The organism is Psychrobacillus sp. FSL K6-2836 (genome assembly GCF_038003085.1).
Lineage (GTDB): Bacteria > Bacillota > Bacilli > Bacillales_A > Planococcaceae > Psychrobacillus.
This window is the reverse complement of the sequence record NZ_JBBOOM010000001.1, coordinates 617,641-643,991: the sequence shown is the minus strand read 5'-3', so window position 1 is coordinate 643,991 and position 26,351 is coordinate 617,641. Positions and strand designations below refer to the sequence as shown.

32 protein-coding genes are annotated in these 26,351 nt (G+C 36.2%); all 32 read left to right on the top strand.

Annotated elements, in window-relative coordinates:
* Position 1 precedes the first annotated feature (1 nt).
* Complete coding sequence (flgD, locus tag MKY37_RS03195) at positions 2-706, top strand: flagellar hook assembly protein FlgD (protein ID WP_340773689.1); 705 nt, start codon at positions 2-4, stop codon at positions 704-706.
* 15 nt (positions 707-721) lie between these two features.
* On the top strand, positions 722-1,102 hold the full coding sequence (locus tag MKY37_RS03190; RefSeq protein WP_340773687.1) for a TIGR02530 family flagellar biosynthesis protein: 381 nt from the start codon (positions 722-724) through the stop codon (positions 1,100-1,102).
* Positions 1,103-1,189: 87 nt separating this feature from the next.
* On the top strand, positions 1,190-2,173 hold the full coding sequence (locus MKY37_RS03185; RefSeq protein WP_340773685.1) for a flagellar hook-basal body complex protein: 984 nt from the start codon (positions 1,190-1,192) through the stop codon (positions 2,171-2,173).
* Positions 2,174-2,239: 66 nt separating this feature from the next.
* On the top strand, positions 2,240-2,461 hold the full coding sequence (locus tag MKY37_RS03180) for a flagellar FlbD family protein (RefSeq protein ID WP_340773683.1): 222 nt from the start codon (positions 2,240-2,242) through the stop codon (positions 2,459-2,461).
* Positions 2,451-2,882 (top strand): flagellar basal body-associated protein FliL, encoded by a 432-nt coding sequence (gene fliL, locus MKY37_RS03175; protein ID WP_340773680.1) that lies wholly within the window; start codon positions 2,451-2,453, stop codon positions 2,880-2,882. Before MKY37_RS03180 ends, fliL begins: the two co-directional genes overlap by 11 nt.
* Before the next feature lie 30 nt (positions 2,883-2,912).
* Positions 2,913-3,911, top strand: a complete 999-nt coding sequence (gene fliM / locus MKY37_RS03170; RefSeq protein WP_340773678.1) for a flagellar motor switch protein FliM — start codon at positions 2,913-2,915, stop codon at positions 3,909-3,911.
* Positions 3,904-5,064, top strand: a complete 1,161-nt coding sequence (gene fliY, locus MKY37_RS03165; protein WP_340779831.1) for a flagellar motor switch phosphatase FliY — start codon at positions 3,904-3,906, stop codon at positions 5,062-5,064. The genes fliM and fliY overlap by 8 nt, the downstream gene beginning before the upstream one ends.
* Before the next feature lie 19 nt (positions 5,065-5,083).
* A complete protein-coding gene (locus tag MKY37_RS03160) occupies positions 5,084-5,446 on the top strand; it encodes a response regulator (RefSeq protein ID WP_211893633.1) in 363 nt (120 codons plus the stop codon).
* A 7-nt stretch (positions 5,447-5,453) separates the two neighbouring features.
* Entirely contained in the window at positions 5,454-6,140 is a 687-nt protein-coding gene (locus MKY37_RS03155) for a flagellar biosynthetic protein FliO (RefSeq protein WP_340773675.1), read from the top strand.
* Positions 6,133-6,798, top strand: coding sequence for a flagellar type III secretion system pore protein FliP (gene fliP / locus MKY37_RS03150; RefSeq protein ID WP_340773673.1), 666 nt, complete (start codon positions 6,133-6,135; stop codon positions 6,796-6,798). The genes MKY37_RS03155 and fliP overlap by 8 nt, the downstream gene beginning before the upstream one ends.
* A gap of 12 nt (positions 6,799-6,810) precedes the next feature.
* Positions 6,811-7,080: a flagellar biosynthesis protein FliQ gene (gene fliQ / locus MKY37_RS03145; protein WP_093263173.1), complete on the top strand. Its 270-nt coding sequence runs from the start codon at positions 6,811-6,813 to the stop codon at positions 7,078-7,080.
* Between the two features lie 4 nt (positions 7,081-7,084).
* Positions 7,085-7,861, top strand: a complete 777-nt coding sequence (gene fliR / locus MKY37_RS03140; protein ID WP_340773671.1) for a flagellar biosynthetic protein FliR — start codon at positions 7,085-7,087, stop codon at positions 7,859-7,861.
* A 1-nt stretch (position 7,862) separates the two neighbouring features.
* Positions 7,863-8,948 carry a flagellar biosynthesis protein FlhB gene (gene flhB, locus MKY37_RS03135; RefSeq protein ID WP_340773669.1) on the top strand — a complete coding sequence of 362 codons (1,086 nt, stop codon included), beginning with the start codon at positions 7,863-7,865 and terminating at the stop codon, positions 8,946-8,948.
* A 24-nt stretch (positions 8,949-8,972) separates the two neighbouring features.
* Positions 8,973-11,006 (top strand): flagellar biosynthesis protein FlhA, encoded by a 2,034-nt coding sequence (gene flhA / locus MKY37_RS03130; RefSeq protein ID WP_340773667.1) that lies wholly within the window; start codon positions 8,973-8,975, stop codon positions 11,004-11,006.
* Positions 11,003-12,118, top strand: a complete 1,116-nt coding sequence (gene flhF, locus MKY37_RS03125) for a flagellar biosynthesis protein FlhF (protein ID WP_340773665.1) — start codon at positions 11,003-11,005, stop codon at positions 12,116-12,118. Before flhA ends, flhF begins: the two co-directional genes overlap by 4 nt.
* Complete coding sequence (locus tag MKY37_RS03120; protein WP_340773663.1) at positions 12,102-12,974, top strand: MinD/ParA family protein; 873 nt, start codon at positions 12,102-12,104, stop codon at positions 12,972-12,974. Before flhF ends, MKY37_RS03120 begins: the two co-directional genes overlap by 17 nt.
* On the top strand, positions 12,974-14,071 hold the full coding sequence (locus MKY37_RS03115; RefSeq protein ID WP_340779830.1) for a protein-glutamate methylesterase/protein-glutamine glutaminase: 1,098 nt from the start codon (positions 12,974-12,976) through the stop codon (positions 14,069-14,071). Before MKY37_RS03120 ends, MKY37_RS03115 begins: the two co-directional genes overlap by 1 nt.
* A gap of 14 nt (positions 14,072-14,085) precedes the next feature.
* Positions 14,086-16,143: a chemotaxis protein CheA gene (locus MKY37_RS03110; protein ID WP_340773661.1), complete on the top strand. Its 2,058-nt coding sequence runs from the start codon at positions 14,086-14,088 to the stop codon at positions 16,141-16,143.
* 32 nt (positions 16,144-16,175) lie between these two features.
* The gene (locus MKY37_RS03105; protein ID WP_340773660.1) at positions 16,176-16,631 is read left to right on the top strand and encodes a chemotaxis protein CheW; all 456 of its coding nucleotides are present in this window, start codon (positions 16,176-16,178) and stop codon (positions 16,629-16,631) included.
* On the top strand, positions 16,632-17,264 hold the full coding sequence (locus tag MKY37_RS03100) for a chemotaxis protein CheC (RefSeq protein ID WP_340773658.1): 633 nt from the start codon (positions 16,632-16,634) through the stop codon (positions 17,262-17,264).
* A gap of 1 nt (position 17,265) precedes the next feature.
* Positions 17,266-17,763, top strand: a complete 498-nt coding sequence (locus tag MKY37_RS03095; RefSeq protein ID WP_340773656.1) for a chemotaxis protein CheD — start codon at positions 17,266-17,268, stop codon at positions 17,761-17,763.
* On the top strand, positions 17,763-18,077 hold the full coding sequence (locus tag MKY37_RS03090) for a hypothetical protein (RefSeq protein ID WP_340773654.1): 315 nt from the start codon (positions 17,763-17,765) through the stop codon (positions 18,075-18,077). The genes MKY37_RS03095 and MKY37_RS03090 overlap by 1 nt, the downstream gene beginning before the upstream one ends.
* A gap of 113 nt (positions 18,078-18,190) precedes the next feature.
* The gene (locus MKY37_RS03085; RefSeq protein ID WP_340773652.1) at positions 18,191-18,964 is read left to right on the top strand and encodes a FliA/WhiG family RNA polymerase sigma factor; all 774 of its coding nucleotides are present in this window, start codon (positions 18,191-18,193) and stop codon (positions 18,962-18,964) included.
* Positions 18,965-18,988: 24 nt separating this feature from the next.
* Entirely contained in the window at positions 18,989-19,291 is a 303-nt protein-coding gene (locus MKY37_RS03080) for an RNA polymerase subunit sigma (protein WP_340773650.1), read from the top strand.
* Positions 19,292-19,299: 8 nt separating this feature from the next.
* Positions 19,300-19,776 (top strand): DUF6115 domain-containing protein, encoded by a 477-nt coding sequence (locus tag MKY37_RS03075; RefSeq protein ID WP_340773648.1) that lies wholly within the window; start codon positions 19,300-19,302, stop codon positions 19,774-19,776.
* Between the two features lie 152 nt (positions 19,777-19,928).
* The gene (gene rpsB, locus MKY37_RS03070) at positions 19,929-20,651 is read left to right on the top strand and encodes a 30S ribosomal protein S2 (RefSeq protein ID WP_090562513.1); all 723 of its coding nucleotides are present in this window, start codon (positions 19,929-19,931) and stop codon (positions 20,649-20,651) included.
* 102 nt (positions 20,652-20,753) lie between these two features.
* A complete protein-coding gene (gene tsf / locus MKY37_RS03065) occupies positions 20,754-21,638 on the top strand; it encodes a translation elongation factor Ts (RefSeq protein WP_340773646.1) in 885 nt (294 codons plus the stop codon).
* Between the two features lie 479 nt (positions 21,639-22,117).
* A complete protein-coding gene (gene pyrH, locus MKY37_RS03060; RefSeq protein ID WP_340773644.1) occupies positions 22,118-22,843 on the top strand; it encodes a UMP kinase in 726 nt (241 codons plus the stop codon).
* Positions 22,843-23,400: a ribosome recycling factor gene (frr, locus tag MKY37_RS03055; protein WP_340773642.1), complete on the top strand. Its 558-nt coding sequence runs from the start codon at positions 22,843-22,845 to the stop codon at positions 23,398-23,400. The genes pyrH and frr overlap by 1 nt, the downstream gene beginning before the upstream one ends.
* 191 nt (positions 23,401-23,591) lie before the next feature.
* The gene (locus tag MKY37_RS03050; protein WP_340773640.1) at positions 23,592-24,386 is read left to right on the top strand and encodes an isoprenyl transferase; all 795 of its coding nucleotides are present in this window, start codon (positions 23,592-23,594) and stop codon (positions 24,384-24,386) included.
* Positions 24,383-25,174 (top strand): phosphatidate cytidylyltransferase, encoded by a 792-nt coding sequence (locus MKY37_RS03045; RefSeq protein ID WP_340773638.1) that lies wholly within the window; start codon positions 24,383-24,385, stop codon positions 25,172-25,174. Before MKY37_RS03050 ends, MKY37_RS03045 begins: the two co-directional genes overlap by 4 nt.
* A 17-nt stretch (positions 25,175-25,191) precedes the next feature.
* The gene (locus tag MKY37_RS03040) at positions 25,192-26,340 is read left to right on the top strand and encodes a 1-deoxy-D-xylulose-5-phosphate reductoisomerase (RefSeq protein ID WP_340773635.1); all 1,149 of its coding nucleotides are present in this window, start codon (positions 25,192-25,194) and stop codon (positions 26,338-26,340) included.
* The last annotated feature ends 11 nt before the right edge of the window (positions 26,341-26,351 follow it).

Here is a 26,351-nt window from a genome sequence, read left to right as displayed (position 1 = left end):
TATGGCTGAAATGTCTAAAATTTCAGACAGTATGTATTTATCAAATCAGGCAAAAAAAACTACTACAACTGGGAATAGTACATTAGGTAAAGATGCATTTTTAAAAATTCTAATGACACAACTTCAAAACCAGGACCCGACAAAACCGATGGATGACTCACAATTTATCGCACAGATGGCGCAATTCTCTTCTTTAGAGCAAATGACAAATTTAACTACAGCATTTCAAGAATTTGCTGCAGTTCAAGAGCAAAGTCAAATGATTGAATTTAGTAACTTTGTTGGTAAAGACGTAAAATGGCATGAAGTGACAGACGAAAAAGATGACAAAGGTAATCCAATTATAAACGAAGGTACTGGTACTATTACAGGGATAAAGTTTGTAGGAGGTAGCGTAGAATTCACTTTAGCAGATGGTAAGGTAATTTCACCAGGTAATATTTCAGAAGTTCTATCAGATAGTTCAAGTTCTAATTCTAATAGTTTAGTAGAGGCAAGTATGTTAATAGGTAAGACAGTTAGTTATATTCCTGTCAAACCGGAAACAGATAATACTGAAACAGAAGCTACTGAAGAGGAAACTGAAAAGCCAACTGAAACTACAGCTACAGTTGAATCAGTTAGCAAAAAAGATGGAAATATCGTGTATAACTTAAGTGATGGTACTTCCATTACGGCAGATCAAATTACTTCAATAAGTAAATAAGAACGGAGAATTGCAATGGATAACATATCGATAAATCGTGTTCCGCTGCAAACTACTATCCGTCAACCAATCACATCAAGCAAAGTAGCTTCAACTAAACAATCTTTCTTACAGCATTTACAGGAAGCATCTGTAAAAACAGAACTAAAGGTAAGTAAACATGCAAACCAACGTTTACAAGAAAGAAATATTTATATTTCAGATGCAGAATGGCAAATAGTAAGTGAAAAGGTATCAGAAGCACGCTCTAAAGGTGTGAACGACTCACTTGTATTGATGGATCAAGCAGCATTAATCGTCAGTGCAAAAAATTCCACTGTCATTACTGCAATGAATCGCACGGAAGCGAAAAACCAATTATTCACAAATATTGACGGTACAATCGTACTGAACTAACAAATAAATTATAGCAGGACCTGTAAAGGATGCTATGTGCAGCCGACTGATTGAAGCTAGCACGCAAATTGAAGGGAGAAAAATTAAATGATTCGCTCATTGTATTCAGGTATTTCTGGCATGAAAAATTTCCAAACGAAATTAGACGTAATAGGTAACAATATCTCCAATGTAAACACTTATGGGTTTAAAAAGGGACGTACTATTTTTAAAGATTTGATTTCACAAACAACAGCTGGGGCATCAGCTGGTACTGATAGTCGAGGAGGAGTAAATGCCAAGCAAGTTGGATTGGGAGCACAGTTATCTGCTATTGACACAATTCACTCTGGTGGTTCTATGCAATCTACAGGGAACACTTTAGACTTGGCGATTTCTGGAGACGGATTCTTCATTGTGGCAGATGGAGTAGGAGTAGATCCAACAACAGGTGAGGGTGAATTTACTAATCCTCTTTATACAAGAGCAGGAAATTTTTATATGGATGGTAATGGATACTTAATTAACTCTGATGGGAAGTTTGTGGTTGGTGCTGCAGTTTCTGGATGGGACGGGGATCCAGCCAATGTTGCGACGGATTATCCAAACGCAAAAGATGTTGTTGCAAACCCAGATGCGACTGGTAATCTAGTAGTTCCTGATGTAGATGGTTTTAGTGATGACACCGTTCCTGTTAATGGAACAGGTATTGAGTATACTCCAATTCGGATTCCGACAAATGCTCAAAGCATGAGTATTGCTCAAGATGGAACAGTAACATTTGTTGATGCAGGAGGCACGCTAAAATGGGCTGGGCAACTAGTAATGGCGAAGTTTCCAAATGCAGGTGGACTAACCAAAGCGGGTTCAAATTATTTTCAAGAGTCACCGAACTCTGGAACACCTTTAAATCAAGTTGCAACTAAAGAAGGTGTTGGATCAGTCAACTCTGGTTTCCTAGAAATGTCCAACGTAGATTTATCTGAAGAGTTCACAGACATGATCGTTGCACAACGTGGTTTCCAAGCGAATACTCGTATTATCACAACTTCGGATTCTATTTTAGAAGAGTTAATCAATTTAAAACGTTAATCTATAAATCTTAAATTTATTTGAAAGGGAGGGTTGGGCCGTTCCTATGTGTCCCGGCCCTTCATTATGATTAATCTAACTCGATTAAACGGTAAGGAGTTTTCGTTAAATGCTCTGTACATAGAGACAGTGGAGTCTTTCCCAGACACAACGATTACACTCACAAATGGTCATAAATATGTAGCGTTGGAATCTAGGGAAGAGGTACACTTCAAAATTTCTCAGTATTACAAAGAAGTACATATATTATCGAACCCGCATATAAGAGGTGAACAAGATGAAGAGTAAAAATAAACTATTAACCATTATGCTTATAATTTTAGTTTCGATTACGTTAGTAGGGGTAGTCGTTTTGCTATTAGTTATGCAATTAAACAAATCAGACGAAAATAAGGGGCCGACAATTGATCAAATTATCGAATCCTCTGTAGATATACCAGAAATCACTACCAATCTTGCGTCGAATAAATTTATCCGCATTTCTTTAAAGGTTCAAACAGATAGTAAAAAGGCTGCGGAAGAGTTAACTAAACGGGATTTTCAAGTGAATAATATTGTGATTACTGAACTATCTGAATTGACTCCTGAAGAATTAGAGGGTAAAGATGGTAAAGCAATGTTTGAATCAGCATTAAAAACAAAAATTGGCGAGCTAATGGATAATGGAGAAATTCAACAAGTTTATATTACTTCTTATATTATACAATAAAGTTATTCTTTTAAAATGGAGGTGGGCAGATTGGCAGGAGATATATTATCTCAATCAGAAATAGATGCTTTGTTAAGTGCACTTTCAACAGGAGAAATGACAGCAGACGAGATGAAAAGTGAACAAGAGGCTAGAAAAGTAAGGACGTATGACTTTAAAAGAGCACTTCGCTTTTCCAAAGATCAGATTCGAAGTTTAACGAGAATCCATGAGAACTTTGCTCGTCTATTAACTACATTTTTTTCTGCCCAGTTAAGAACATATGTACAAATTTCGGTCGTATCAGTCGATCAAATACCGTTTGAAGAGTTTGTTCGTTCGGTACCACATATGACATTGATCAATGTGTTTGAAGTTCCACCACTAGAAGGGAATATTCTGATGGAGATAAATCCGAATATTGCATATTCCATGCTAGATTTAATGATGGGAGGCAAAGGACAAGCACATACAAAAGCGACTAATCTAACAGAAATTGAAACGAAGATAATGACAAATTTATTTGAACGTTCTTTTGATAATTTACGAGAAGCATGGGTAAATATTGCGGATATTGATCCGATACTTACAGAGCTAGAAGTAAACCCGCAATTTTTACAAATGATTTCTCCAAATGAAACTGTAGTTGTTATATCTTTTAATACTATTATTGGTGAAACAAGTGGAATGATCAATATTTGTATCCCACATGTAGTGTTGGAACCAATTGTTCCTAACTTATCTGTACGTTACTGGATGCAAACAAATAAAAAAGAAGTATCACCAGAACAGCTAGCAGTTCTAAAAAAACGTGTAAAAGCAGCAGAAATTCCTATTGTTGCAGAGATTGGGACAACGGATATATCGATGGAAGATCTCTTGTATTTACAGTTAGGAGACGTCATTCAGTTAAATACTAAAATTGATGACCCACTAACAGTTAAAGTTGGAGGTATTCCTAAATTTATAGGTCAACCTGGTAAACTAAAAAAACGAATGGCTGTCCAAGTCATTGAAACAGTGAAAGGAGGAGAGGATGATGATGAGTGATGATATGCTCTCCCAAGAAGAAATTGAGGCCCTCCTTAGAGGAACGAATATAAATGAGGAAAGTACGAAAGAGGATGTTACGGATATCATAAATGTAGAAGACTATTTGGATTCCTTTGCTCAGGATACTCTTGGGGAAATCGGTAACATTTCATTTGGTAGTTCAGCTACAGCCCTTTCTTCCCTTTTAGGACAAAAAGTAGATATTACTACACCGAATATTAGTATGATTAACCGCAGTAAACTAAATGAAGAGTTCCCTCATCCGTATGTAGCTATACAGGTACAATATACCGCTGGACTTATAGGTATGAATCTTCTCGTTATAAAACAGTCAGATGCTGCCATTATCGCGGACTTAATGCTTGGTGGAGATGGTTTAGATCCAAAGCCAGAGCTTAGCGAGATTCAGTTAAGCGCAGTTCAAGAAGCAATGAACCAAATGATGGGTTCAGCCGCTACGTCTATGTCTACTGTCTTCAATAAAAAAGTAGATATTTCACCACCTACCATCGATCTTATGAATTTGATACAGGGTGAAGGAACAGACGCCATTCCTGAAGATGAATTACTTATTAAAATATCTTTCCGTCTTAAAATTGGAGAGTTAATAGATTCTAATATAATGCAATTATTGCCATTAGAATTTGGGTTGAACTTAGTGAAGTCATTAATAGGTGAAGAGGAACCAGAAGTAGCTGCTACTATTACAGAAGAAAAAGTATATCAGGCGCCGGTTCAACAGCAGCCAACTATGCAAACACAACAAACACCTGAAGCACCACCACAGGTGCAGTATAGTCAGCAACATTCACGACCACAACCACCACCTGTGGAAGTTCAGCAAGCTCAATTTGCGAGTTTCGAGTCACCAAGTTTGTCGCAAAATGAGTCAAGAAATTTAAATTTACTACTTGATATTCCCCTCCAAGTAACAGTAGAATTAGGTCGTACTAAGAGAACTGTAAAAGAGATTTTGGAACTAACAAGTGGCTCCATTATTGAACTCGACAAACTGGCTGGAGAGCCTGTAGATATTCTTGTCAACAATCGACATATAGCCAAAGGTGAAGTAGTTGTTATTGATGAGAATTTTGGTGTTCGAATTACAGATATTTTAAGTCAAGCAGAACGTATAAATAATTTAAGATAAGCACTGGAGGAGATATACTATGTCGAAAAGAATTTTAATAGTAGACGATGCAGCATTTATGAGAATGATGATTAAGGATATTTTAAGTAAAAATGGTTTTGAAGTAGTAGGAGAAGCTGGAGATGGCGTTCAAGCAATTGAAAAGTATAATGAGCTTAAACCGGATTTAGTAACGATGGATATTACAATGCCAGAGATGGATGGTATTGCTGCTTTAAAAGAGATTAAAGCAAAAGATCCAACTGCTACTATTATTATGTGCTCTGCTATGGGTCAACAAGCTATGGTAATTGATGCAATCCAAGCGGGAGCAAAAGATTTCATCGTAAAACCATTCCAAGCTGACCGTGTAATTGAAGCAATCTCCAAAGCATTAGGGTAATGATATTATGAGGAAATTCCCCCTCGTATTAAGTGTAATTTTATTATTAACTTTTGGAATTCAGCTAGATGTAAGAGCAGAATCGGATTCGAATGAAAGTGTAGACGATTACTTAAAGAAGCAAAACAATGATGTGAATAGCAAAAAAGAGTCAGAGGCTAATATAGAAGAAACTCCAGAAACGACTGAAGAACCCGTTTCTGAGGGTGTTTCTGTTACTGCTTGGGATTATATTAAAATGATTTTTGCACTTTTATTTGTTATTGCCCTACTTTATGGATTACTTCGTTTTGTAAATAGCAGAAACAAAACCTTTCAAACTAATCAGCTTATTCAAAATCTAGGTGGGGTCGGAGTTGGACAAGGAAAATCGTTACAGCTAATGCAAGTAGGTAATTCCATATTTTTAGTTGGTATTGGAGAAGACATTACTTTGTTAAAAGAAATAACTGATCCAGCAGAAATAGAAAACCTAACTAAGATATATGAAGAAAAAGTAGACATTGGAAAAAATATTCCGTACATATCTGAGCTAATTGGTCGCTTGGGAGCGAAAGGAACTTCAAGAAAGAAGAGTGAAGGTAAAGAACCTTCGTTTAATGAGACCTTTCAGAAAAGATTACAAGAAATTCAAAAAGACCGTAGTAAAGTATTAAAGGATTGGAAGACGAAGGAGCGCGATAACAATGAATGAATTTGTCCAGTTTTTCTCGGACAGCGATCCATCAAATCTCTCCACATCTATAAAATTAATGCTATTGCTTACGGTCTTATCTTTAGCTCCTAGTATATTAATATTGATGACGTCATTTGCTAGAATAGTAATTATATTATCATTTGTTCGTACGGCACTTGCAACTAATCAAATGCCGCCGAACCAAGTGATAGTTGGTTTAGCATTATTTTTAACATTTTTTATCATGGCACCAACATTACAGCAAGTAAATGAAGAAGCTTTAACACCATTGTTCAATGAAGATATTACTTTAGAGCAAGCGTATGAAAATGCGAGTGGACCCTTCAAAGAGTTCATGAGTAAGCATACAAGGCAAAAAGATTTGGAACTTTTCTTAAGATATTCAGAGGCAGAAAGACCTGAAACAATCGAGGATATCCCTTTAACGGTTATGGTACCTGCTTTTGCACTTAGTGAAATTAAAACAGCATTCCAAATTGGATTTATGATTTTTATCCCTTTTTTAGTGATTGATATGATAGTAGCGAGCGTACTGATGTCTATGGGTATGATGATGTTACCGCCAGTAATGATCTCACTACCATTTAAAATATTATTATTTGTATTAGTAGATGGATGGTATTTAGTTATGAAGTCTATATTACAAAGTTTTTAGGAGCTGATTGTATTGAATAATGAAATGGTAATTTCAATTGCAGAACGAGCAATTTGGGTCATTCTTCTTGCATCAGGTCCTCTTCTTTTAGTTGCTTTAATAACGGGTCTTGCAGTAAGTATTTTTCAGGCAACTACACAAATCCAAGAACAAACACTTGCATTTGTTCCAAAAATTGTTGCAGTGTTAGTTGCTATTGTTTTCTTTGGTCCTTGGATGCTTTCACAAGTTACCTCTTATGCAGCAGATATTTTTGAGAATTTAATTAGATACATTGGTTGATTCAATGGATGCAATTTTACCAAGTTTAACTGTATTACTACTAATTATTGCTCGTGTTTCTGCGTTTTTTGTAGTGTTGCCACTATTTTCGCATCGGACAATACCTGCAACTCACCGAATTGCTTTTGCTGTAGTGCTTTCCTGGATGATATATTATACCCTAGATGTTGAACCATTTGAAATAAATGGAGATTATATTCTTTTAATTATTAAAGAAGTCATATTTGGATTATTTATAGGTTTACTTGCGTATATCATTATGTCTGCAATTCAAATTGCAGGCGGATTTATCGACTTTCAAATGGGATTTGCAATGGCCAATGTTATTGATCCGCAGACAGGTGCTCAAAGTCCGTTAATAGGACAATTTTTAAATACTTTAGCATTGCTGTTGTTATTAGCTTTAAATGGACATCATTTGTTGTTGGATGGTATTTTCTATAGCTATCAATTTATGCCGATGGAAATGGTGTGGCCAGCTTTTGGGCAAGAAAATTATGTGGAGTTTATCATGAAAACTTTTGCAGGCGTTTTTGCTGTAGCATTTCAAATGTCTATACCGATAGTCGCTACAATATTTCTTGTGGATATAGCCCTTGGTATTACTGCAAGGACTGTACCTCAGTTAAATATTTTTGTTATAGGGTTTCCAATTAAAATTGCAGTAGGTTTTTTAGTTCTTCTCGTGATGATGGGTGTACTAATGGCTGTCGTACAGCAGCTGTTTGAAATTTTGGTTGTGGCAATGCGTGACTTAATGATAATTTTAGGTGGTGGCTAGTATGATTGCTCTACGCTTAGATCTACAGTATTTTGCGGGGGAAAAAACAGAAAAAGCTACTCCTAAAAAGAGACAAGATTCTCGTAAAAAAGGACAAGTATTAAAGAGTCCAGATGTGACAAGTGCGATTGTATTACTTTCTGTTTTTGTATTTCTATTTTTCTTTGCTAGTTTTTTAAGAACCGAAATTTTTTCGTTCTTCAGTATGACGTTTACTAAGTATATGTTAATAGAAACTTTGACAATTGAGACAGCTATAATCATTTATAAAGATATGCTACTTGAAATGGCAATGATTTTATTGCCAATTATGCTAGTTGCTGTAGTTGCGGCTGTAGCAGCAAACTTTTTTCAGTTTGGTTTACTGTTTACGACGGAGCCATTAAAGTTTGATCTGAAAAAGATCGATCCTATAAAAGGTCTCAAAAGGATCTTTTCGCTTAAAGCAATTATAGAGCTATTAAAATCTATTTTGAAAATATCATTTATTGGCTCTGTAACTACTTTAATATTGTGGATGAATTTAGAACAAGTTTTATCTCTATCATTCAAAACTGCCTGGGATACACTCTCCACTGTTGGATGGTTAACTGGAATGATGGGGATAGCTGCTTCCTGCGTACTATTATTTATATCAATTTTGGATTTCTTTTATCAAAAGTTCGACTATGAAAAAAATCTTAAAATGTCTAAACAAGATATAAAAGATGAACATAAAAACTCAGAAGGGGATCCAATTATTAAGTCTCGTATAAGGCAAAGACAACGGGAAATGGCGATGCGTCGCATGATGCAGGAAATCCCTACTGCTGATGTCGTCATTACGAATCCTACACACTTTGCAATTGCTTTAAAATACGATGATGAATCGATGGATGCTCCAACAGTAGTAGCAAAAGGTGCAGATTTTGTTGCACAAAAGATAAAGTTAATTGCCAAAGAAAATAATGTTGTCATGGTAGAAAATAGACCACTTGCCAGATCTATGTTTGACCAAGTAGAAGTTGGTCAACGAATTCCAGACGAATTTTTCAAAGCAGTTGCCGAAGTATTAGCTTATGTATATCGTATTAAACAAAAAATTTAAAGTTAAAGTTAGAGGTGGAAGTATATGCAAGTGCGCGATATAACCGTATTGGCAGCTGTAATATCTATTGTGGCAATGCTCGTAATACCTCTCCCTCACTGGTTGATAAGTTTTCTTATTATTATAAATATTACGATAGCATTATTAATATTGATGACCGCTATGAATATGAAAGAGGCTTTAGAGTTCTCTGTATTCCCAACAATTGTTTTACTCGTTACATTATTTAGACTTGCTTTAAATATTTCCACGACAAGAGCAATCTTAGCTGAGGGTGACGCGGGTAAAGTAGTAGAAACCTTTGGTACATTTGTTACAGGCGGAAATATGCTTGTTGGTTTAGTTGTATTTGCTATTTTAGTTATTATAAACTTTATCGTAATTACAAAAGGTGCAGAGCGAGTTTCTGAGGTTGCCGCTCGTTTTACACTAGATGCAATGCCGGGTAAACAAATGAGTATCGATGCGGATTTAAATGCCGGGATGATTTCGGAAAAAGAAGCACGAGAAAGACGTGAAAAGGTTAGTGGTGAAGCAGACTTTTACGGTGCTATGGACGGGGCAACAAAATTCGTAAAAGGTGATGCTATTGCAGGTATCATCATCGTTATTATCAACTTATTATTTGGAATTATTATTGGTGTTGTCCAATTTGGACTTCCGTTTGGGGAAGCTGCGGTTCTGTTTTCCACAATGACTGTCGGGGATGGCCTTGTTTCTCAAATTCCAGCTTTATTAATATCTACTGCAACTGGTATTGTTGTAACAAGAGCTGCATCTAAAGGTAATCTTGGTGGCGATATTACTGGACAACTGTTCAATCAGCCAAAACTACTTTATGTTGCCGCAGTGACCATAACACTGCTAGGAATTGTTACACCAATTGGTTTAGTGTTAACCTTGCCAATTGCAATTGCACTTGCTATCGGAGCTTATATGATAAGTAAGGCTAGTAAAGAAGATCCAGAAGAAATGGAAGAATTTGAAGAGGAAGTAACAACAGATAATATGAAAAGTCCCGAAAATGTTATTAATCTGCTAAATGTTGATCCGATCGAATTTGAGTTTGGATATGGATTGATTCCGTTAGTGGATGCTGCACAGGGTGGAGATTTACTTGATCGCGTCGTTATGATTCGTAGACAACTTGCACTTGAATTAGGTGTAGTTATTCCTGTAGTGCGAATACGAGATAATATTCAACTTCAGCCAAACGAATATCGTATCAAGATAAAAGGCAATGAAATGGCTAGGGGAGAGCTTCTTTTAGATCATTATTTATCAATGAGTCCTGGTGACGATGATTCGATTGAAGGTATTGATACAGTTGAACCTTCCTTTGGTTTACCTGCAAAATGGATTACGGAATCTGTGAAGGAAGAAGCAGAAATACTAGGGTATACCGTTGTCGATCCGCCAAGTGTTGTTTCCACGCATATGACTGAAATCATCAGAAATAATGCACATGAATTATTAGGTCGCCAAGAAACGAAACAATTAATCGATCATATTAGAGAGACTTACCCTATTCTAGTAGACGAATTGACACCTACGCCACTCTCAGTAGGAGAAATTCAAAAAATATTGAGCAATCTATTAAGAGAGCATGTATCTATTCGGAATTTGCCGATCATTTTTGAAACCCTTGCAGACTATTCAAAAATGACGTCGGATGCCGATGTATTAACTGAGTACTCCAGACAATCTTTAGCGAAGCAAATTACAACACAATATGCTGGTAATAGTAATGTTCTAAAAGTGTTAACAGTCTCTGGTAAAGTGGAAAAACTAATTGCAGACAGTATTCAACAAACAGAACATGGTAATTACTTATCTATAGACCCAAGTGAATCCCAAGCAATATTAGAGTCCATGGCAAAAGAAGTAGAGCGTGCTTCCATGATGGAACAATCACCAATTATTCTTTGTTCGCCTGCAGTAAGGATGTATGTTAGACAAATGACAGAAAGATATTTCCCTCATGTACCAATTCTTTCTTATAATGAACTAGAATCCTCAATTGAGGTACAAAGTGTCGGGGTGGTGAATGTAGATTGAAGATGAAAAAATATACGGCTAGTACTATGCCAGAAGCTATGGGATTAATACGTAAAGAACTTGGTGACGACGCAGTTATTTTAAGTTCAAAGGTAGTTTACTCAAAGGGTTTTTTAGGATTGTTTAAGAAAAAATCTATTGAGGTGCTAGCTGGGATGGACACATTCGAGCAATCAAGTAAAACATTTGAGGTGCCAAATATGGTACCTCAAGAACATCAAAATGTTTCTGTTGAGATAAAAAAAGAATTAGAAGATTTAAAACAAATGGTAAAGAACATTCAGCGTCCAGAAATGTTAAGTTCATATCCAACAGAAATGAAAACTCTTATGGACTATTTACAAGAGCAAGAATTGTCAGAGGAGCTTATCACAACTGTTAGTGATGAGCTTTTTGTGCATATAAAAAGTAATACGGAAGATTTTGAAATAGAAGATCAAATTACTATAACGAAAAATCTACTCAAAACACAAATGGAGCATCTTCCGTTCGGTGGGGTTTCGTATACAAAGAAATATATAAATGTTCTCGGTCCTACAGGTGTTGGTAAAACGACCACGATAGCTAAGATGGCTGCACGAGCCGTTTTAGAAAAAAAGAAAAAAGTAGGCTTTATAACGACTGATACATATCGTATTGCGGCAATTGAACAACTAAAAACATATGCAGGTTTACTTCAAGCTCCTATCGAAATTATCTACAATGAAAAAGATTTGCAAGAAGCAATGGCAAAGTTTGAAAAGTTAGATATTGTATTCATAGATACGGCGGGGAGAAACTATAAAGAAACTAAATTTGTAAGAGATTTGCAAAAACTAATTGAATTCGAAGTGAATACGGAAACATTCCTAGTCCTCTCTTCTACGTCTAAGCAAAAGGACATGGAAGTGATAATAGAACAATTTAGTGAATTTCCTATTGAAAAGTATATCTTCACTAAGGTAGATGAAACAAATACTATTGGCTCAATTATCAATTTAATGGTTAAATATAATAAGGGACTTGCTTACTATACGGATGGTCAAGAAGTCCCGGAAGATATTATGGAAGCTAGTCTTGAAGAATTACTCAAATTATTTTTAAAGGGGATTCGCTATGAGAGATCAAGCTGAAGAACTAAGAATGAAAATGCTTCAGAACCAAAATAGGCTAGGGCGATCAATAGCAGTAGTTAGTGGTAAAGGTGGAGTTGGAAAAAGCAATTTTTCTATAAATTTCACCACAACTTTAAGTGGACAAGGTAAAAAAGTTGTGCTAATTGATATGGATATTGGAATGGGCAACATTCATATTTTACTTGGTAAATCAGTACCCTATAATTTAAAGGATTACTTAGTCGGAGATCAGTCATTAGAATCAGTGATGTTTGAAGGTCCAAATGACTTACAATATATATCTGGTGGTTCAGGGTTAAGTGGCGTAATGGAATGGACTGACGATATGTTCAATCGGCTGATCGAGGCTTTCGAATATTTACAAAAAAACTTTGATTATATTGTGTTTGATATGGGAGCTGGTGCTACGAGTCAGACACTGGATTTGTTAGTCTCAGTAGATGATATTATTGTCATAACAACAGCAGAGCCTACATCCATAACAGATGCCTATTCTATGATGAAATATATTTACTATAAGGATTCTGATAAAAACTTCTTCCTCATTTGCAACAGGGCGTATACCGATGAAGAAGGGGCAGAAACGACTGGTAGATTAAAGCTAGCAATGTCCAAGTTTCTTTCCAAAGAGATTACGGTATTAGGTGTATTGCCTGAGGATTCAGTTGTTCGGAAAGCAGTAAGAGAACAAATACCATTTTCTATTTTATATCCCCAAGCAGAAATAACGAAAAAATTAAAAAAAATTGCATCTGCATTTACTGATTTTGAAGATACGGAAGAAGTTGTTCCTAAGCACAATAAATTCATATCTCGATTAAAGAGTCTTTTTTCGCAGAAGGGCGTGAGATGATGGAAGTTAGAACCAAAAAGAAGCTGTTAATAGTAGATGATTCTGCATTCATGCGAAAACTTATTAGTGATTTCTTTGTAGATAACAAATCAATAGAAGTAATAGGTATCGCTAGGAATGGAAAAGATGCAATTGAAAAAATAAAAACTCTACAGCCAGATGTCCTCACAATGGATGTTGAAATGCCGGTAATGAATGGTTTGGAGGCACTGCGCAGAATAATGACGGAAATGCCAGTTCCTGTGGTCATGCTATCTAGTACGACAAAAAGTGGAACGGAAAGTACGATGCAAGCGATGGACTATGGTGCCGTTGATTTTGTCGCAAAGCCAAGTGGCACTATTTCATTAGATTTACATAAAATTAAAGAAGAATTAGTAGAAAAAGTAGAATATGCAGCTCAAGTATCCATCAGTAAAATGAAAAAACGTTCACCACTGCCTATAAATATTAAGGCAACTGGAGATGTAGAAGTAAAGAAAATATCCACCTCTCCAAATGTTTTCAAGTGGGACAAGACGAACAAGAAAATGGTCTTAATTGGAACTTCAACTGGAGGACCAAGAGCTCTTCAAGAAGTGATTACAAAACTACCAAGCAATATGAAAGCTCCAGTTTTAATTGTTCAACATATGCCTGCTGGATTTACAAAGTCTTTGGCACAAAGGCTCAATCAATTATCTGCAATTGAGGTAAAAGAAGCAGAAGATGGTGACTTGCTTCAAAATGGACATGCGTATATTGCTCCTGGCGGCTTTCATATGCGCATTCAGAAGAGAGGATCTTCTTACTATGTCGTTCTAAATGACAAAGAAGCGCCACGATCCGGACATAGGCCAGCTGTAGATATACTTTTTGAAGATAATAGTCAGTTTAATGATTTTGATAAGATTGCCGTTATTATGACGGGAATGGGATCTGATGGATCTCTCGGTCTTAAACAGTTGAAAAAGAGCGGAAATGTCGTTGCCATTGCTGAAGCAGCGGGGACATGCATTGTTTATGGAATGCCAAAGGCTGCCGTAGAAACAAATTTAGTAAATGAAGTAGTGGATTTAGATCAAATAGCAAAAACTATTATACAATATCTACCTTAAAGGGGTGTTAATCAATGGATACAAATCAATATATGGAAATGTTTATAGAAGAAAGTAAGGAACATTTACAAGCTTGTAATGAACATTTATTAGAATTAGAAAAGAATCCTGAAAACATAGCAATAGTCAACGAAGTATTTCGCTCCGCACATACTTTAAAAGGTATGTCAGCAACAATGGGTTATGAAGATATCGCAAATTTAACGCATAAGATGGAAAATGTTTTAGATGAAATTAGAAATAGCCGTCTGCATGTAACTGCTGAATTATTAGATGTTGTTTTTGTTGCAGTCGATCAATTGGAAGAAATGGTATTGGATATCGCAGCAGGTGGAAAAGGAAAGCTAGATGTAACAGATACTGTACAAAAGCTACATAAAATAGAAACTGGGGAAGAAATTCCAGTTGCCGCTACAACAGTAGAATCTACTGTTGTAAGTAATATTCCTCAAGAGAACTGGTTAACTTATGACGATTATGAAATGACAGTCATTCAACAGTCAGTTGAACAGGATTTCTTTACGTATGAAATTTCTGTCAAACTGCGTGAAGATTGCTTACTAAAGGCTGCAAGAGTATATATGGTTTTTGAATTGCTAGAGAAAATGGGAGACGTCATAAAATCTTCTCCATCTGTTGAGAAGTTAGAAGGAGAAGATTTTGATGAAATATTCTATGTAGCTCTAGTTACAACTGAACTATCAGAAGATGTACAAAAGAAATTGATGAAAGTTTCCGAAGTGACAGAAGTACTAGTTAACCCAGTAACATTAGAACAACTTAAAAAACGGAATAATTTTGAGTTAGACAAAGTTGAAGAGAATTCAGTTATGGAAATTACGGATGTCATAGAAGATAAGCAACAAATAGAGAAAATAAAGTCTCCTGAAAAATCGACGACATCTAAAAATAATCAAGTTCAATCTAGTAAAACTATTCGTGTGAATATTGAACGATTAGATATATTGATGAATTTATTTGAGGAATTAGTAATTGACCGCGGTCGTCTACAGTCAATCTCCGAAGATTTACATAATAGCGAGTTAGATGAAACGGTAGAACGTATGTCTCGAATAACTGGAGACCTACAAAATATTATATTAAATATGCGTATGGTTCCTGTTGAAACAGTATTTAATAGATTCCCAAGAATGGTACGCCAGTTAGCACGTGATTTAAACAAAAAAATCAACTTAGAAGTAATTGGTGCTGAAACTGAATTAGATCGAACAGTAATTGATGAAATTGGGGACCCTCTTGTACATTTAATAAGAAATTCTTTAGACCATGGGGTAGAAAGCCCTGAAATACGTATAGCTAAAGGTAAACCAGAGGAAGGCACTGTTGTGCTTCGTGCATACCATAGCGGAAATCATGTATTTATCGAGATTGAAGATGATGGTGCAGGTATTAACCGTGAGAAAGTCTTGAAAAAAGCTATATCAAAAGGAATTGTTTCAAATGAAGTGGCCCAAACGTTAAGTGATAAACAAGTAGCGGAGCTTATTCTTTCTTCAGGTTTCTCTACTGCAGATGTCATTTCAGACGTTTCGGGTAGAGGCGTTGGATTAGATGTGGTAAAAACGACGATTGAATCTCTGGGTGGCTCTATTGATATTTCATCTACCGAAGGGAAAGGGTCATTATTTTCCATCCAATTACCATTAACGCTTTCTATTATTTCAGTAATGCTTGTAGAACTTGGTGAGGAAATTTACGCTATACCTCTCTCTTCTATTATCGAGACAGCGATTATTCGCTCTTCAGATATATTAAATGCTCATAACCAAAAAGTGATAGATTTCAGAGGAAAAGTTGTTCCACTAGTATTCTTAGAAAATGTATTTGATGTTCCAAGAGAAAGTACTGATGATGAATTTCACTCTGTTGTTCTTGTCCGAAAAGGAGATAAAATGGCTGGCCTAGTAGTAGATTCGTTTATCGGTCAGCAGGAGATCGTTTTAAAATCACTTGGTGCATATTTATCAAGTGTATTCGCAATCTCTGGTGCAACTATTTTAGGTAATGGTAAAGTAGCACTAATTGTAGATTGTAATGCATTAATCGGTTAAATAGCATCTACTAGAAAGGATGAGAGAGCATTATGACAGAAGCAGTAAATTTTGGAAATTTAAAAGTAGTAGTTTTTCAATTGGCAGACAAAGAATATGTTATACCTGTTAGTCAGGTTCAAGGTATTGAAAAACTTATATATATTACACGTGTCCCTAAAACTCCTTCATTTGTGAAGGGAGTTATCAACTTACGAGGGGTAGTTACTCCTATTATTGATTTGAAAAATCGCTTTGGACTAGGAGAGAGTAGTTTAAGTGAATCTACTCGTATTATTATAATAACTTTGGATGATATGAATGTTGGGGTAATTGTTGACTCGGCTAATGATGTATTGGACATACCGGTTAATTCAATTGAACCACAGCCTGAGGTAGTTGGAGGTATGGAACAAGACTTTATAGCTGGAGTTGCTAAAATCGATAGCCGTCTTTTAATCCTTCTTCACTTAAATCATGTATTAAATCCTATTAAGTCAGGAGTTTAAATGATGTATGACAGTAAAATAACCTCCATGCATTTAGATGTCTTAAAGGAAATAGGGAATATTGGTGCCGCACATGCCGCAACAGCATTGTCGACATTATTAAATAAAAAAATTGATATGAAGGTACCAAAGGTGGAAATGGTATCATTTGACGATATGATGGATTTAGCTGGTGGTCCAGAAAGTGTAGTTGCTGGTATTTATCTTCGTATAGAAGGTGATGTAACTGGCAGTATGTTTTTTGTCCTACCAGTAGAGCAAGCAAATAGATTCATACGTAGATTGGTACAAGATGAAAACTTCGATTTTCAAACAGGTGAAGTATCTGAATTAGGAGCCTCTGCAATGCAAGAACTTGGTAATATACTTTCTGGTTCATATCTATCTGCATTATCAGATTTTACACATTTAAAAATATACCCTACTGTACCTGCCCTGAGCGTAGATATGGTTGGTGCTATCATTAGTTTTGGATTGGTAGAGCTATCTCATGTAAGTGATTATGTCATTGTAATAGATACAGCTATTAATGAAGAGGACGTACCAAACGAAGAAAGTGTGAAAGGACATTTCTTTTTATTACCAGATCCAGAATCATTTGATGCTATTTTTAAAGCTTTAGGAGTTAACTAATATGAACGAACAAGGTCAAATAGTAAAAGTCGGTATTGCAGATATGAATATTGCAAAAGCTCCGGATAAAATACGTACTTCGGGTCTTGGTTCGTGTGTAGGAGTTGTTCTATATGACGAGAGGTCCACGACAGTAGGTATGGTACATGTTATGCTACCAGATTCTAGTCTTGGTAGAACGGAAGTAATAAATATAGCAAAGTTTGCAGATACTGGAATTCCAGCAATGGTAGAGCAGTTAAAAATAGAAGGTATTCAACCTTATAAGTTAAAAGCTAAAATAGCTGGAGGAGCTCAAATGTTTCAGTTCTCATCTACTAGAGATACAATGCGAATTGGGCCACGCAATGTCGAGGCGGTAAAAGAGTATTTAAAAAAATATTCTATTCCAATTGTTGCAGAAGATACAGGTGGTAATAGTGGCAGAACGATCGAGTTTGATCCCACTACCAAACTATTAAATATTCGAACAGTGAACCAAGGAGTGAGAAATATATAATGGTAGGAACTATTCTCTCTAACTTTTGGGTAGCGCTTATTGCTTTTAGTGTATATTTTTTATATTCTTTTCCCTTTATAGAAGGGATGGAAATTATTCTTGATGCGTGTATTGTTGCTTTTGTATTCTTTCTTCTAACATTTTTGGCTAGAGCAATTATTAGTTTTATAATAAGTAATCCGCGGGAAGAGATTGAAGATGTCTTTACAGAGAAGGATGTCGAAATTTTAAAATCCGAAATTTCTCCAGAAGATTATGCAGAGTTAGTAAAGACAATGTTAAAGGAAGATGAACAGCCAAATTCACAGGCTTAATAGGTCATGATGAATGAAAAAACAAGGGGAGTCGATAGTTTCGACTCCCCTTTTTAGTGAGAATTTTGTTATAATAACGATAAGGATCAGATATATTGGAAAGGGGGATAATTGTGGCAAATCAAGATTCGACAGATGAGCAGCTTCTATGGAAGAGTTGGACTGAAAGCAAAGATCCTCAGGCCGGAGATTTACTCATGAGAAAATATATACCGCTAGTTAACTATCATGTGCAAAGAATCGGTGCAGGTATCCCTAAAAATATATCTAGAGAAGAGCTTAAAAGTTTAGGAATGATGGGATTATTTGATGCTCTCAATAAATTTGATTATAGTAGAGAGCTAAAATTTGATACGTATGCTTCGTTTCGAGTTAGAGGGGCTATCATTGATGGATTGAGGAAAGAAGATTGGCTTCCACGCTCTTCGCGGGAAAAAGCGAAGAAATTAGAAACTAAAATTGAAGAACTCGAGCAAAAGTTAATGAGACATGCATCTGCCGAAGAAATAGCGGAATTTGTCGAAATGCCTGTAGAAGATGTGTACCATACAGTGCAGGAACATTTTTTCTCCAATGTACTGTCAATCGATGAACAGCTACAAGAAAGTGAAGAACCTGAAAACAAATCATATGTCATTCGAGATGACTCTCAGAAAACTCCTGAACAACAAATGGTTAAACGAGAGTTAATCGATGATTTAGCCGATCAAATTCAACAATTAAATGAAAATGAGCAATTAGTGTTAAGTTTGTTTTATACAGAGGAATTGACGCTCACGGTTATTGGAGAGATGCTAGGCTTATCTACTTCTAGAATATCTCAAATCCATTCGAAAGCACTCTTTAAACTTAGAAAACTATTAATGAGCGAAATGATGAATATATAGTTATAGTAAAAAGGGGATACTACCATGAGCTTAAAATTAGCGGAACTTCAAATAGCTATTCCTAAGACGTTTGATGCTGGTAAAGTAGCCGATCAAATCCAACAACAAAGCGCTATCAATCAATCCAATGCGCAAGCAGCTTCGGAAAGACAGTTAGAAAAAAATAGAGAAACCGTCACAAAGTCTAATGAAGCCACGGAGACAAGCTCTCAGAATGAAGAAAGAGAACGAGTGGAGCAAGAGCGTCAAAAGAGAGAAAAGAAAGAACGGGAGATAACAGAGACAAAGCATCCTTTCAAAGGGAATTTTGTAGACTTTAGTGGTTAGGAGCAGTTATGATAACGACTATTTTAATAATATTATTCTTAATGCAAGTTATAAGTTTTTACTTTATTGCCCTATTAAATGCTAAGATTTCAAGGTTTAATAATATGGAACAAAAGCAACAACAAGTCTTAAGCGACATTGAAGACTCTTTTAGTGCTTATATCGCAGAAATTACAGATGAAAATAATCGACTTTTACAGGAACTAAATAATACAGAAGTACTTAAAACTACAAATCTAGAAAATTCAGAAAAGCCGTTCATGAAAGAAGCTACATTGTTTGAACCTCCAATTTCTCTTGTATCTAAACAAATAGCAGCAAGCAGTTATATGAAAACTGCTCAAACGACTGCAAAAAAAGTTCCTGAAACTGTAAGAGAAAAAGTGTTATTTCACTATGAAGAAGGAAAAAATGCTGACGAAATAGCAAAAATGCTGCAAATAGGGAAGACAGAAGTGGAACTTTTTCTGAAATTTAATGACTAAATAGTTGAAAGTCTAAAAATCATATGTTATATTAGAAAACGGTATGAATACACACGCATTTCTGATGGAATTAGCAGGTGCTCTATTTACTAGAGTAGCTAATGAAAAATGAAGAATGCGGAAGACTAAACCAAACCAGGAGGAAACAAATCATGTCAGTAATCTCAATGAAGCAATTATTAGAGGCTGGTGTACACTTCGGTCACCAAACTCGCCGTTGGAATCCAAAAATGAAAAAATACATTTTTGTTGAACGTAACGGAATCTACATCATCGATCTTCAAAAAACGGTGAAAAAATTAGAAGAAGCTTATGATTTCATGCGTCAAGTAGGTCAAGACGGTGGGAAAGTTCTTTTCGTAGGAACTAAAAAACAAGCTCAAGAAGCTATTAAAGAAGAAGCTGAACGTTCAGGTAACTACTACATTAACCAACGTTGGTTAGGTGGTACTTTAACAAACTTCGGTACTATTCAAAAACGTGTAGCTCGTCTAAAAGCGATTGAAAAAATGGAAGAAGACGGTACTTTTGAAGTGCTTCCTAAAAAAGAAGTTGTTCAACTTAAAAAACAACACGAACGTCTTGTTAAATTCTTAGGCGGTATCCGTGATATGAAAGCTGTTCCAGATGTAATGTTCGTTGTAGATCCACGTAAAGAGCGTATTGCTGTTGCAGAAGCTCGCAAACTAAACATTCCGTTAGTAGGAATTGTTGATACAAACTGTGATCCAGATGAAATCGACTATGTAATTCCTGCAAATGATGATGCAATTCGCGCGGTTAAATTATTGACTGCTAAAATGGCGGATGCATTACTTGAAGCAAGACAAGGTGAAGACGAAGAAGTAACTTCTGCTGAAGTTGCAGCTGAGTAATACCTGAGTAATACAAATTGTAATTAACAGGTGATAAGCGGCCAAACCTCTTATCACCTTTTTTTGAGAAAATGACATTAATTGTACTAGGAGGAATTTATAATGGCAGTTACAGCACAAATGGTAAAAGAATTGCGTGAAAAAACTGGTGCAGGTATGATGGACTGTAAAAAAGCTTTAGTAGAAACAGACGGTAATTTAGAAGCGGCAATCGACTTTTTACGTGAAAAAGGTCTATCTTCTGCAGCTAAAAAAGCGGATCGTATCGCAGCTGAAGGTACTACTTTCATTCAAGTTGAAGGAAACAAAGCTGTATTATTAGAAATGAATGCTGAAACTGATTTCGTTTCTAAAAATGAATCTTTCCAACAATTAGTTCAAACAGTTGCTTCTCATTTATTAGCTACAGAGCCAGCTTCAGTAGAAGAAGCTTTAGCTTCAACAGTTGAAGAAGGAGTAACAGTTGAAAACTTAATCTCTAACGCAGTTGCTAAAATTGGAGAAAAAATTAATCTTCGTCGTTTCGTAATCGAAACGAAAACGGATGCAGATGCATTTGGTCCATACCTACACATGGGAGGACGTATCGGGGTTCTTACAGTATTAGAAGGTTCAACAGATGAGCAAGCGGCTAAAGATGTTGCTATGCATATCGCAGCATTAAACCCTGCTTATATCTCACGCGATGAAGTTTCTGCTGATGAAGTAGAACGTGAACGCAAAATTTTAACTGAGCAAGCTTTAAACGAAGGAAAACCTGAAAATATCGTTGCTAAAATGGTAGAGGGTCGACTTGGAAAATATTTTGAAGAAGTTTGTGTTTTAGACCAATCATTCGTTAAAAATCCAGACCAAAAAGTAAAAGTATTTGTTGAATCAACTGGTGGTAAACTAATTTCATTCACTCGCTATGCTGTTGGTGAAGGAATCGAAAAACGTGAAGACAACTTTGCTGAAGAAGTAATGAGCCAGGTTAAAGGTAACTAATACGAAAAGCGGAAGACGCCGTGTAGCTGTGAAAAGCGCTGGAAGACTTGAAGGAAAAGGCGCACTTTGCCTTTTCTGCAAGTCTGAAGCGTTCGAGCAGCTGGCGTCTGGAGCTGGACAATAAGAAAAGCGCAGGCGCCTACTCAAGCCCCGACTAGCGTTGGAAGAATGACGGTAAAGGCGTCCTGCCTTTATCCGCCATTCTGAAACGACTCGAGGGGCTAGGCGCTGGGGCTAGACAATACAAGAAAAGCGGTAGACGCCGTTTAGCTGGGATCAGTGCTAGAAAACTTTCAATAAAGGCGTTTTTTGCCTTTATTTGCAAGTTTGAAGCGTTCGAGCAGCTGGCGTCTGGAGCTGGACAATATAGAAAGCAGAAGACGCCTTATAAGCATTTTTGCTTGAAATAATATACAATAACAACCGGGGAACACGTAATTTGTGTTCCCTATTTTTCAAGATAGAGATGGAGGATACCTATGAGCAAACCACAATACGAAAGAATCGTTTTAAAATTAAGTGGCGAGGCATTAGCTGGAGAACAGGGTTTCGGTTTATCTCCTGACATTATTAAATCTGTAGCTGAACAAGTGAAAGAAGTTGTAGATCTTGGCGTAGAGGTTGCAGTAGTTGTTGGTGGAGGAAATATTTGGCGAGGCAAAGTAGGAAGCGAAATGGGCATGGATCGTGCTACAGCTGACTACATGGGTATGCTTGCTACAGTTATGAATTCACTGGCACTACAAGATTCTCTTGAAAAAGCAGGTGTCGAAACACGCGTTCAGACATCTATCGAAATGCGACAAGTTGCAGAGCCTTACATACGTAGAAGAGCCATTCGTCATTTAGAAAAAAAACGAGTAGTTATTTTTGCAGCAGGAACAGGAAATCCATACTTCTCAACAGATACAACAGCAGCTTTAAGAGCAGCAGAAATAGAAGCGGATGTTATATTGATGGCCAAAAATAATGTAGATGGTGTATACTCTGCTGATCCTAAAATGGATAGTACAGCAGTTAAATATGATAATCTTTCATTTATTGAAGTAATTCAGCAAGGACTCCAAGTTATGGATTCTACAGCATCTACTTTATGTATGGACAATGATATAGCTCTTATTGTATTCTCGATAATGGAAAAAGGTAATATTAAAAAGGCTGTGCTAGGGGAGACCATAGGTACAGTCGTTAGGAGGAATTCATAATGCCGAAAAAAGTGATAGAGCAAACAACTGACAAAATGGCAAAAACGATATCAGTTTATAGTAGAGAATTATCTACTATCCGTGCTGGGCGTGCTAGTGCTTCTTTACTTGATAAAATTTCTGTAGATTATTATGGCGCACCAACACCAATCAATCAAATGGCTGGTATTTCTGTACCTGAAGCTCGTTTAATAACAATCCTTCCTTATGATAAAACAATTCTAGGGGATATTGAAAAAGCGATTATGAAATCTGATTTAGGTATCACTCCAACTAATGATGGAACATTAATTCGTCTTGCAATTCCAGCTTTAACGGAAGAGCGCCGTAAAGAATTAGTTAAACAAGTGAAAAAAGAAGCGGAAGAAGCAAAAGTAAATGTTCGTAACGTTCGTCGTGACGGCAATGATGATCTGAAAAAACTTGAAAAATCTGGTGAAATTACAGAAGACGAGTTAAGAAATTATACAGATGAAATTCAAAAACTTACAGATGCTAATATTGAAAAAATCGATGCAATTACAAAAGAAAAAGAAAAAGAAATTTTAGATGTTTAACCTTTTAGAAGATGTGATTAGGGTTAAAGTTTTAAATAATACCAAAATCTTCTTCAAATGATTAGTCTAGGTTAAGTACTTCTGAACTTTTATTTAAAAAAGGCGTCCTTTGAAGGGGACGTCTTTTTATATGTGCGTTTATTTGATATGATAGGTATAGACGTTCGACTTGGTAGATTGGGGGTTTCTAAATGTTTAAAAAACTTATTCGTAAAAATGATAAAAGAATCAATATTCATTTAGATGAACGAAAAAAAAATGCCCAAAAAGAACAATTGCCCAGCCATATTGCAATTATTATGGATGGGAACGGTAGATGGGCTAAAAAAAGGTCGCTTCCCCGTATTGCTGGTCATCATGAAGGCATGAAGACTGTTAAGAAAATAACTCGATTTGCAAATGAAATCGGAATAGATACGTTAACTTTGTACGCTTTTTCCACAGAAAATTGGAAGCGACCAAAAATGGAAGTAGAATTTCTAATGAGACTCCCCGAAGAATTTTTAGGGACGTATTTACCAGAGTTAATCGAGCAAAATGTTCAAGTACGTATGATGGGAAATTTAGAGATGCTGCCTGAGCATACAAAAAGAGCTATTCACAAAGCGATGGATCAAACCGCAAAAAATGATGGTCTTATACTTAATTTTGCATTGAATTACGGAAGTAGAGATGAGATTGTACAGGCTGTTAAAGGTATTGCAGAGCAAATACAGCAAGATGTAATTTCAAAGGAAGAAATTACGGAAGAATTACTAACGAGTCATTTAATGACTAAGGACTTGTCTGAACCTGATCTTCTTATTCGAACGAGTGGCGAAGTTCGACTGAGCAATTTTATGCTTTGGCAGCTAGCTTATACCGAGTTTTGGTTTACGGATACACTGTGGCCAGACTTTGATGAAGCTTGTTTGCTAGAAGCTATTGAAGGCTATCAAAAAAGGAATAGAAGATACGGTGGACTTAAGGGGGAAGAAGTGAATTGAAACAGCGTATTATAACTGGTGCTATAGCATTAGCACTATTTCTCCCAATTGTTTTATTAGGCGGGCCTGTTTTCACTATATTAGTATACATAATAGCAGCAGTTGGGTTGCATGAGATGCTTCGTATGAAGGGTATAAAATTATTTTCATTCGCCAGTGTAATTTCGTTTCTACTCCTGTTTCTATTATTATTGCCGTCTTCCTTTGCGGAAGAGGTACTACCATATACAGGGCATACGAAATTAGAATGGTTGTTTGTTGGAGTTTTCTTAGTGTTAATCTATACAGTATTAGTAAAAAATCGTTTTACTTTTGATGATGCGGCATTTCTAATTTTGAGTACACTTTACGTTGGAATTGGTTTCTATTATTTTATAGAAACAAGAAATGAAGGTTTGGCATACGTTATTTTTGCATTGCTTATCGTATGGACAACAGATTCTGGTGCTTACTTTACTGGTCGAAAAATCGGAAAAAGGAAATTATGGCCAGAAATCTCTCCAAATAAGACAGTAGAAGGATTTGTTGGAGGAATTATATGGGCGTTAATCACTGCTTTTATCATTCAATGGATAAGCCCACTTACTTCATCAATGCTAGTTTTAATAGGAATTACCATTGCGGCTTCAATATTTGGGCAATTAGGAGACCTAGTAGAATCAGCGATAAAAAGACATTATAATGTAAAAGATTCTGGTAATTTGTTGCCAGGTCACGGTGGAATTTTGGATCGTTTTGACAGTATCTTATTTGTCTTACCGCTTCTTCACTTTTTACATTTTATATAAGGAGACGACATTATTTCATGGCGAAAAGAATAAGCTTATTAGGAGCCACTGGTTCTATCGGGATACAAACACTGGATATAATAAAAGAACATCCAGACCAATTTCAACTAGTAGCATTTTCAGCGGGGAAAAACATAGAAGCTACAAAGCAAATAATTCGAGATTTTACTGTTCCTCTAGTTTCTGTTTTATCTGAGGAGGACGCCATTCAATTAGGAAAAGAGTTTCCTCAAATCGAAATAGTTTTTGGTGACCATGGACTAATACAAGTTGCTGCTCATGCAGATGCGGATGTTTTAGTGAATGCAGTACTAGGTAGTGTAGGTTTAAGACCAACATTAGAAGCGATTAAACAAGGAATAACAATTGCCATCGCAAATAAAGAGACGCTTGTGACTGCAGGACATTTAGTAATGGAAGCTGCTAAAGAACATAATGTACCAATTCTTCCTGTGGACAGCGAGCATTCGGCATTATTCCAAGCAATGAACGGAGAAAAACGTTCGGAAATTGCAAAGCTAATAATTACTGCATCGGGTGGAAGCTTTCGAAATCGTACTCGGGAAGAGTTAAAATATGTAACTGTACAGGATGCACTTAACCATCCGAACTGGTCTATGGGTTCGAAAATTACGATTGATTCTGCCACGATGATGAACAAAGGTTTAGAAGTAATTGAAGCCAGGGTTCTATTTGATATTGCTTACGATGATATCGAAGTGTTGCTTCACCGAGAGAGTATTATACATTCCATGGTTGAATTTCAAGATACTAGTGTTATTGCTCAGCTAGGGACTCCAGATATGCGTGTACCAATTCAATATGCATTGTCTTATCCGGAAAGATTGACAAGACAAACAGCCCCGCGTCTTAATTTGGCTCAAATAGGCAAATTGCATTTTGAAGAGATGGATTATACACGTTATCATGCATTGAAATTGGCCATTGATGCAGGACGAGCTGGTGGAACAATGACGACGGTGCTAAATGCTGCTAACGAAGCGGCTGTTGCTTTATTTTTACAAGAAAAGATTGGCTTCTTAACAATTGATGAGTTAATCGAGCGAGCAATGGACGAGCATGTGAATATTTCGAATCCAGATTTGGAAACAATTCTTCATGTAGATGCAAAAACGAGAAAATCCGTTCAGAACATGGTAAAATGATGAGATGTGAA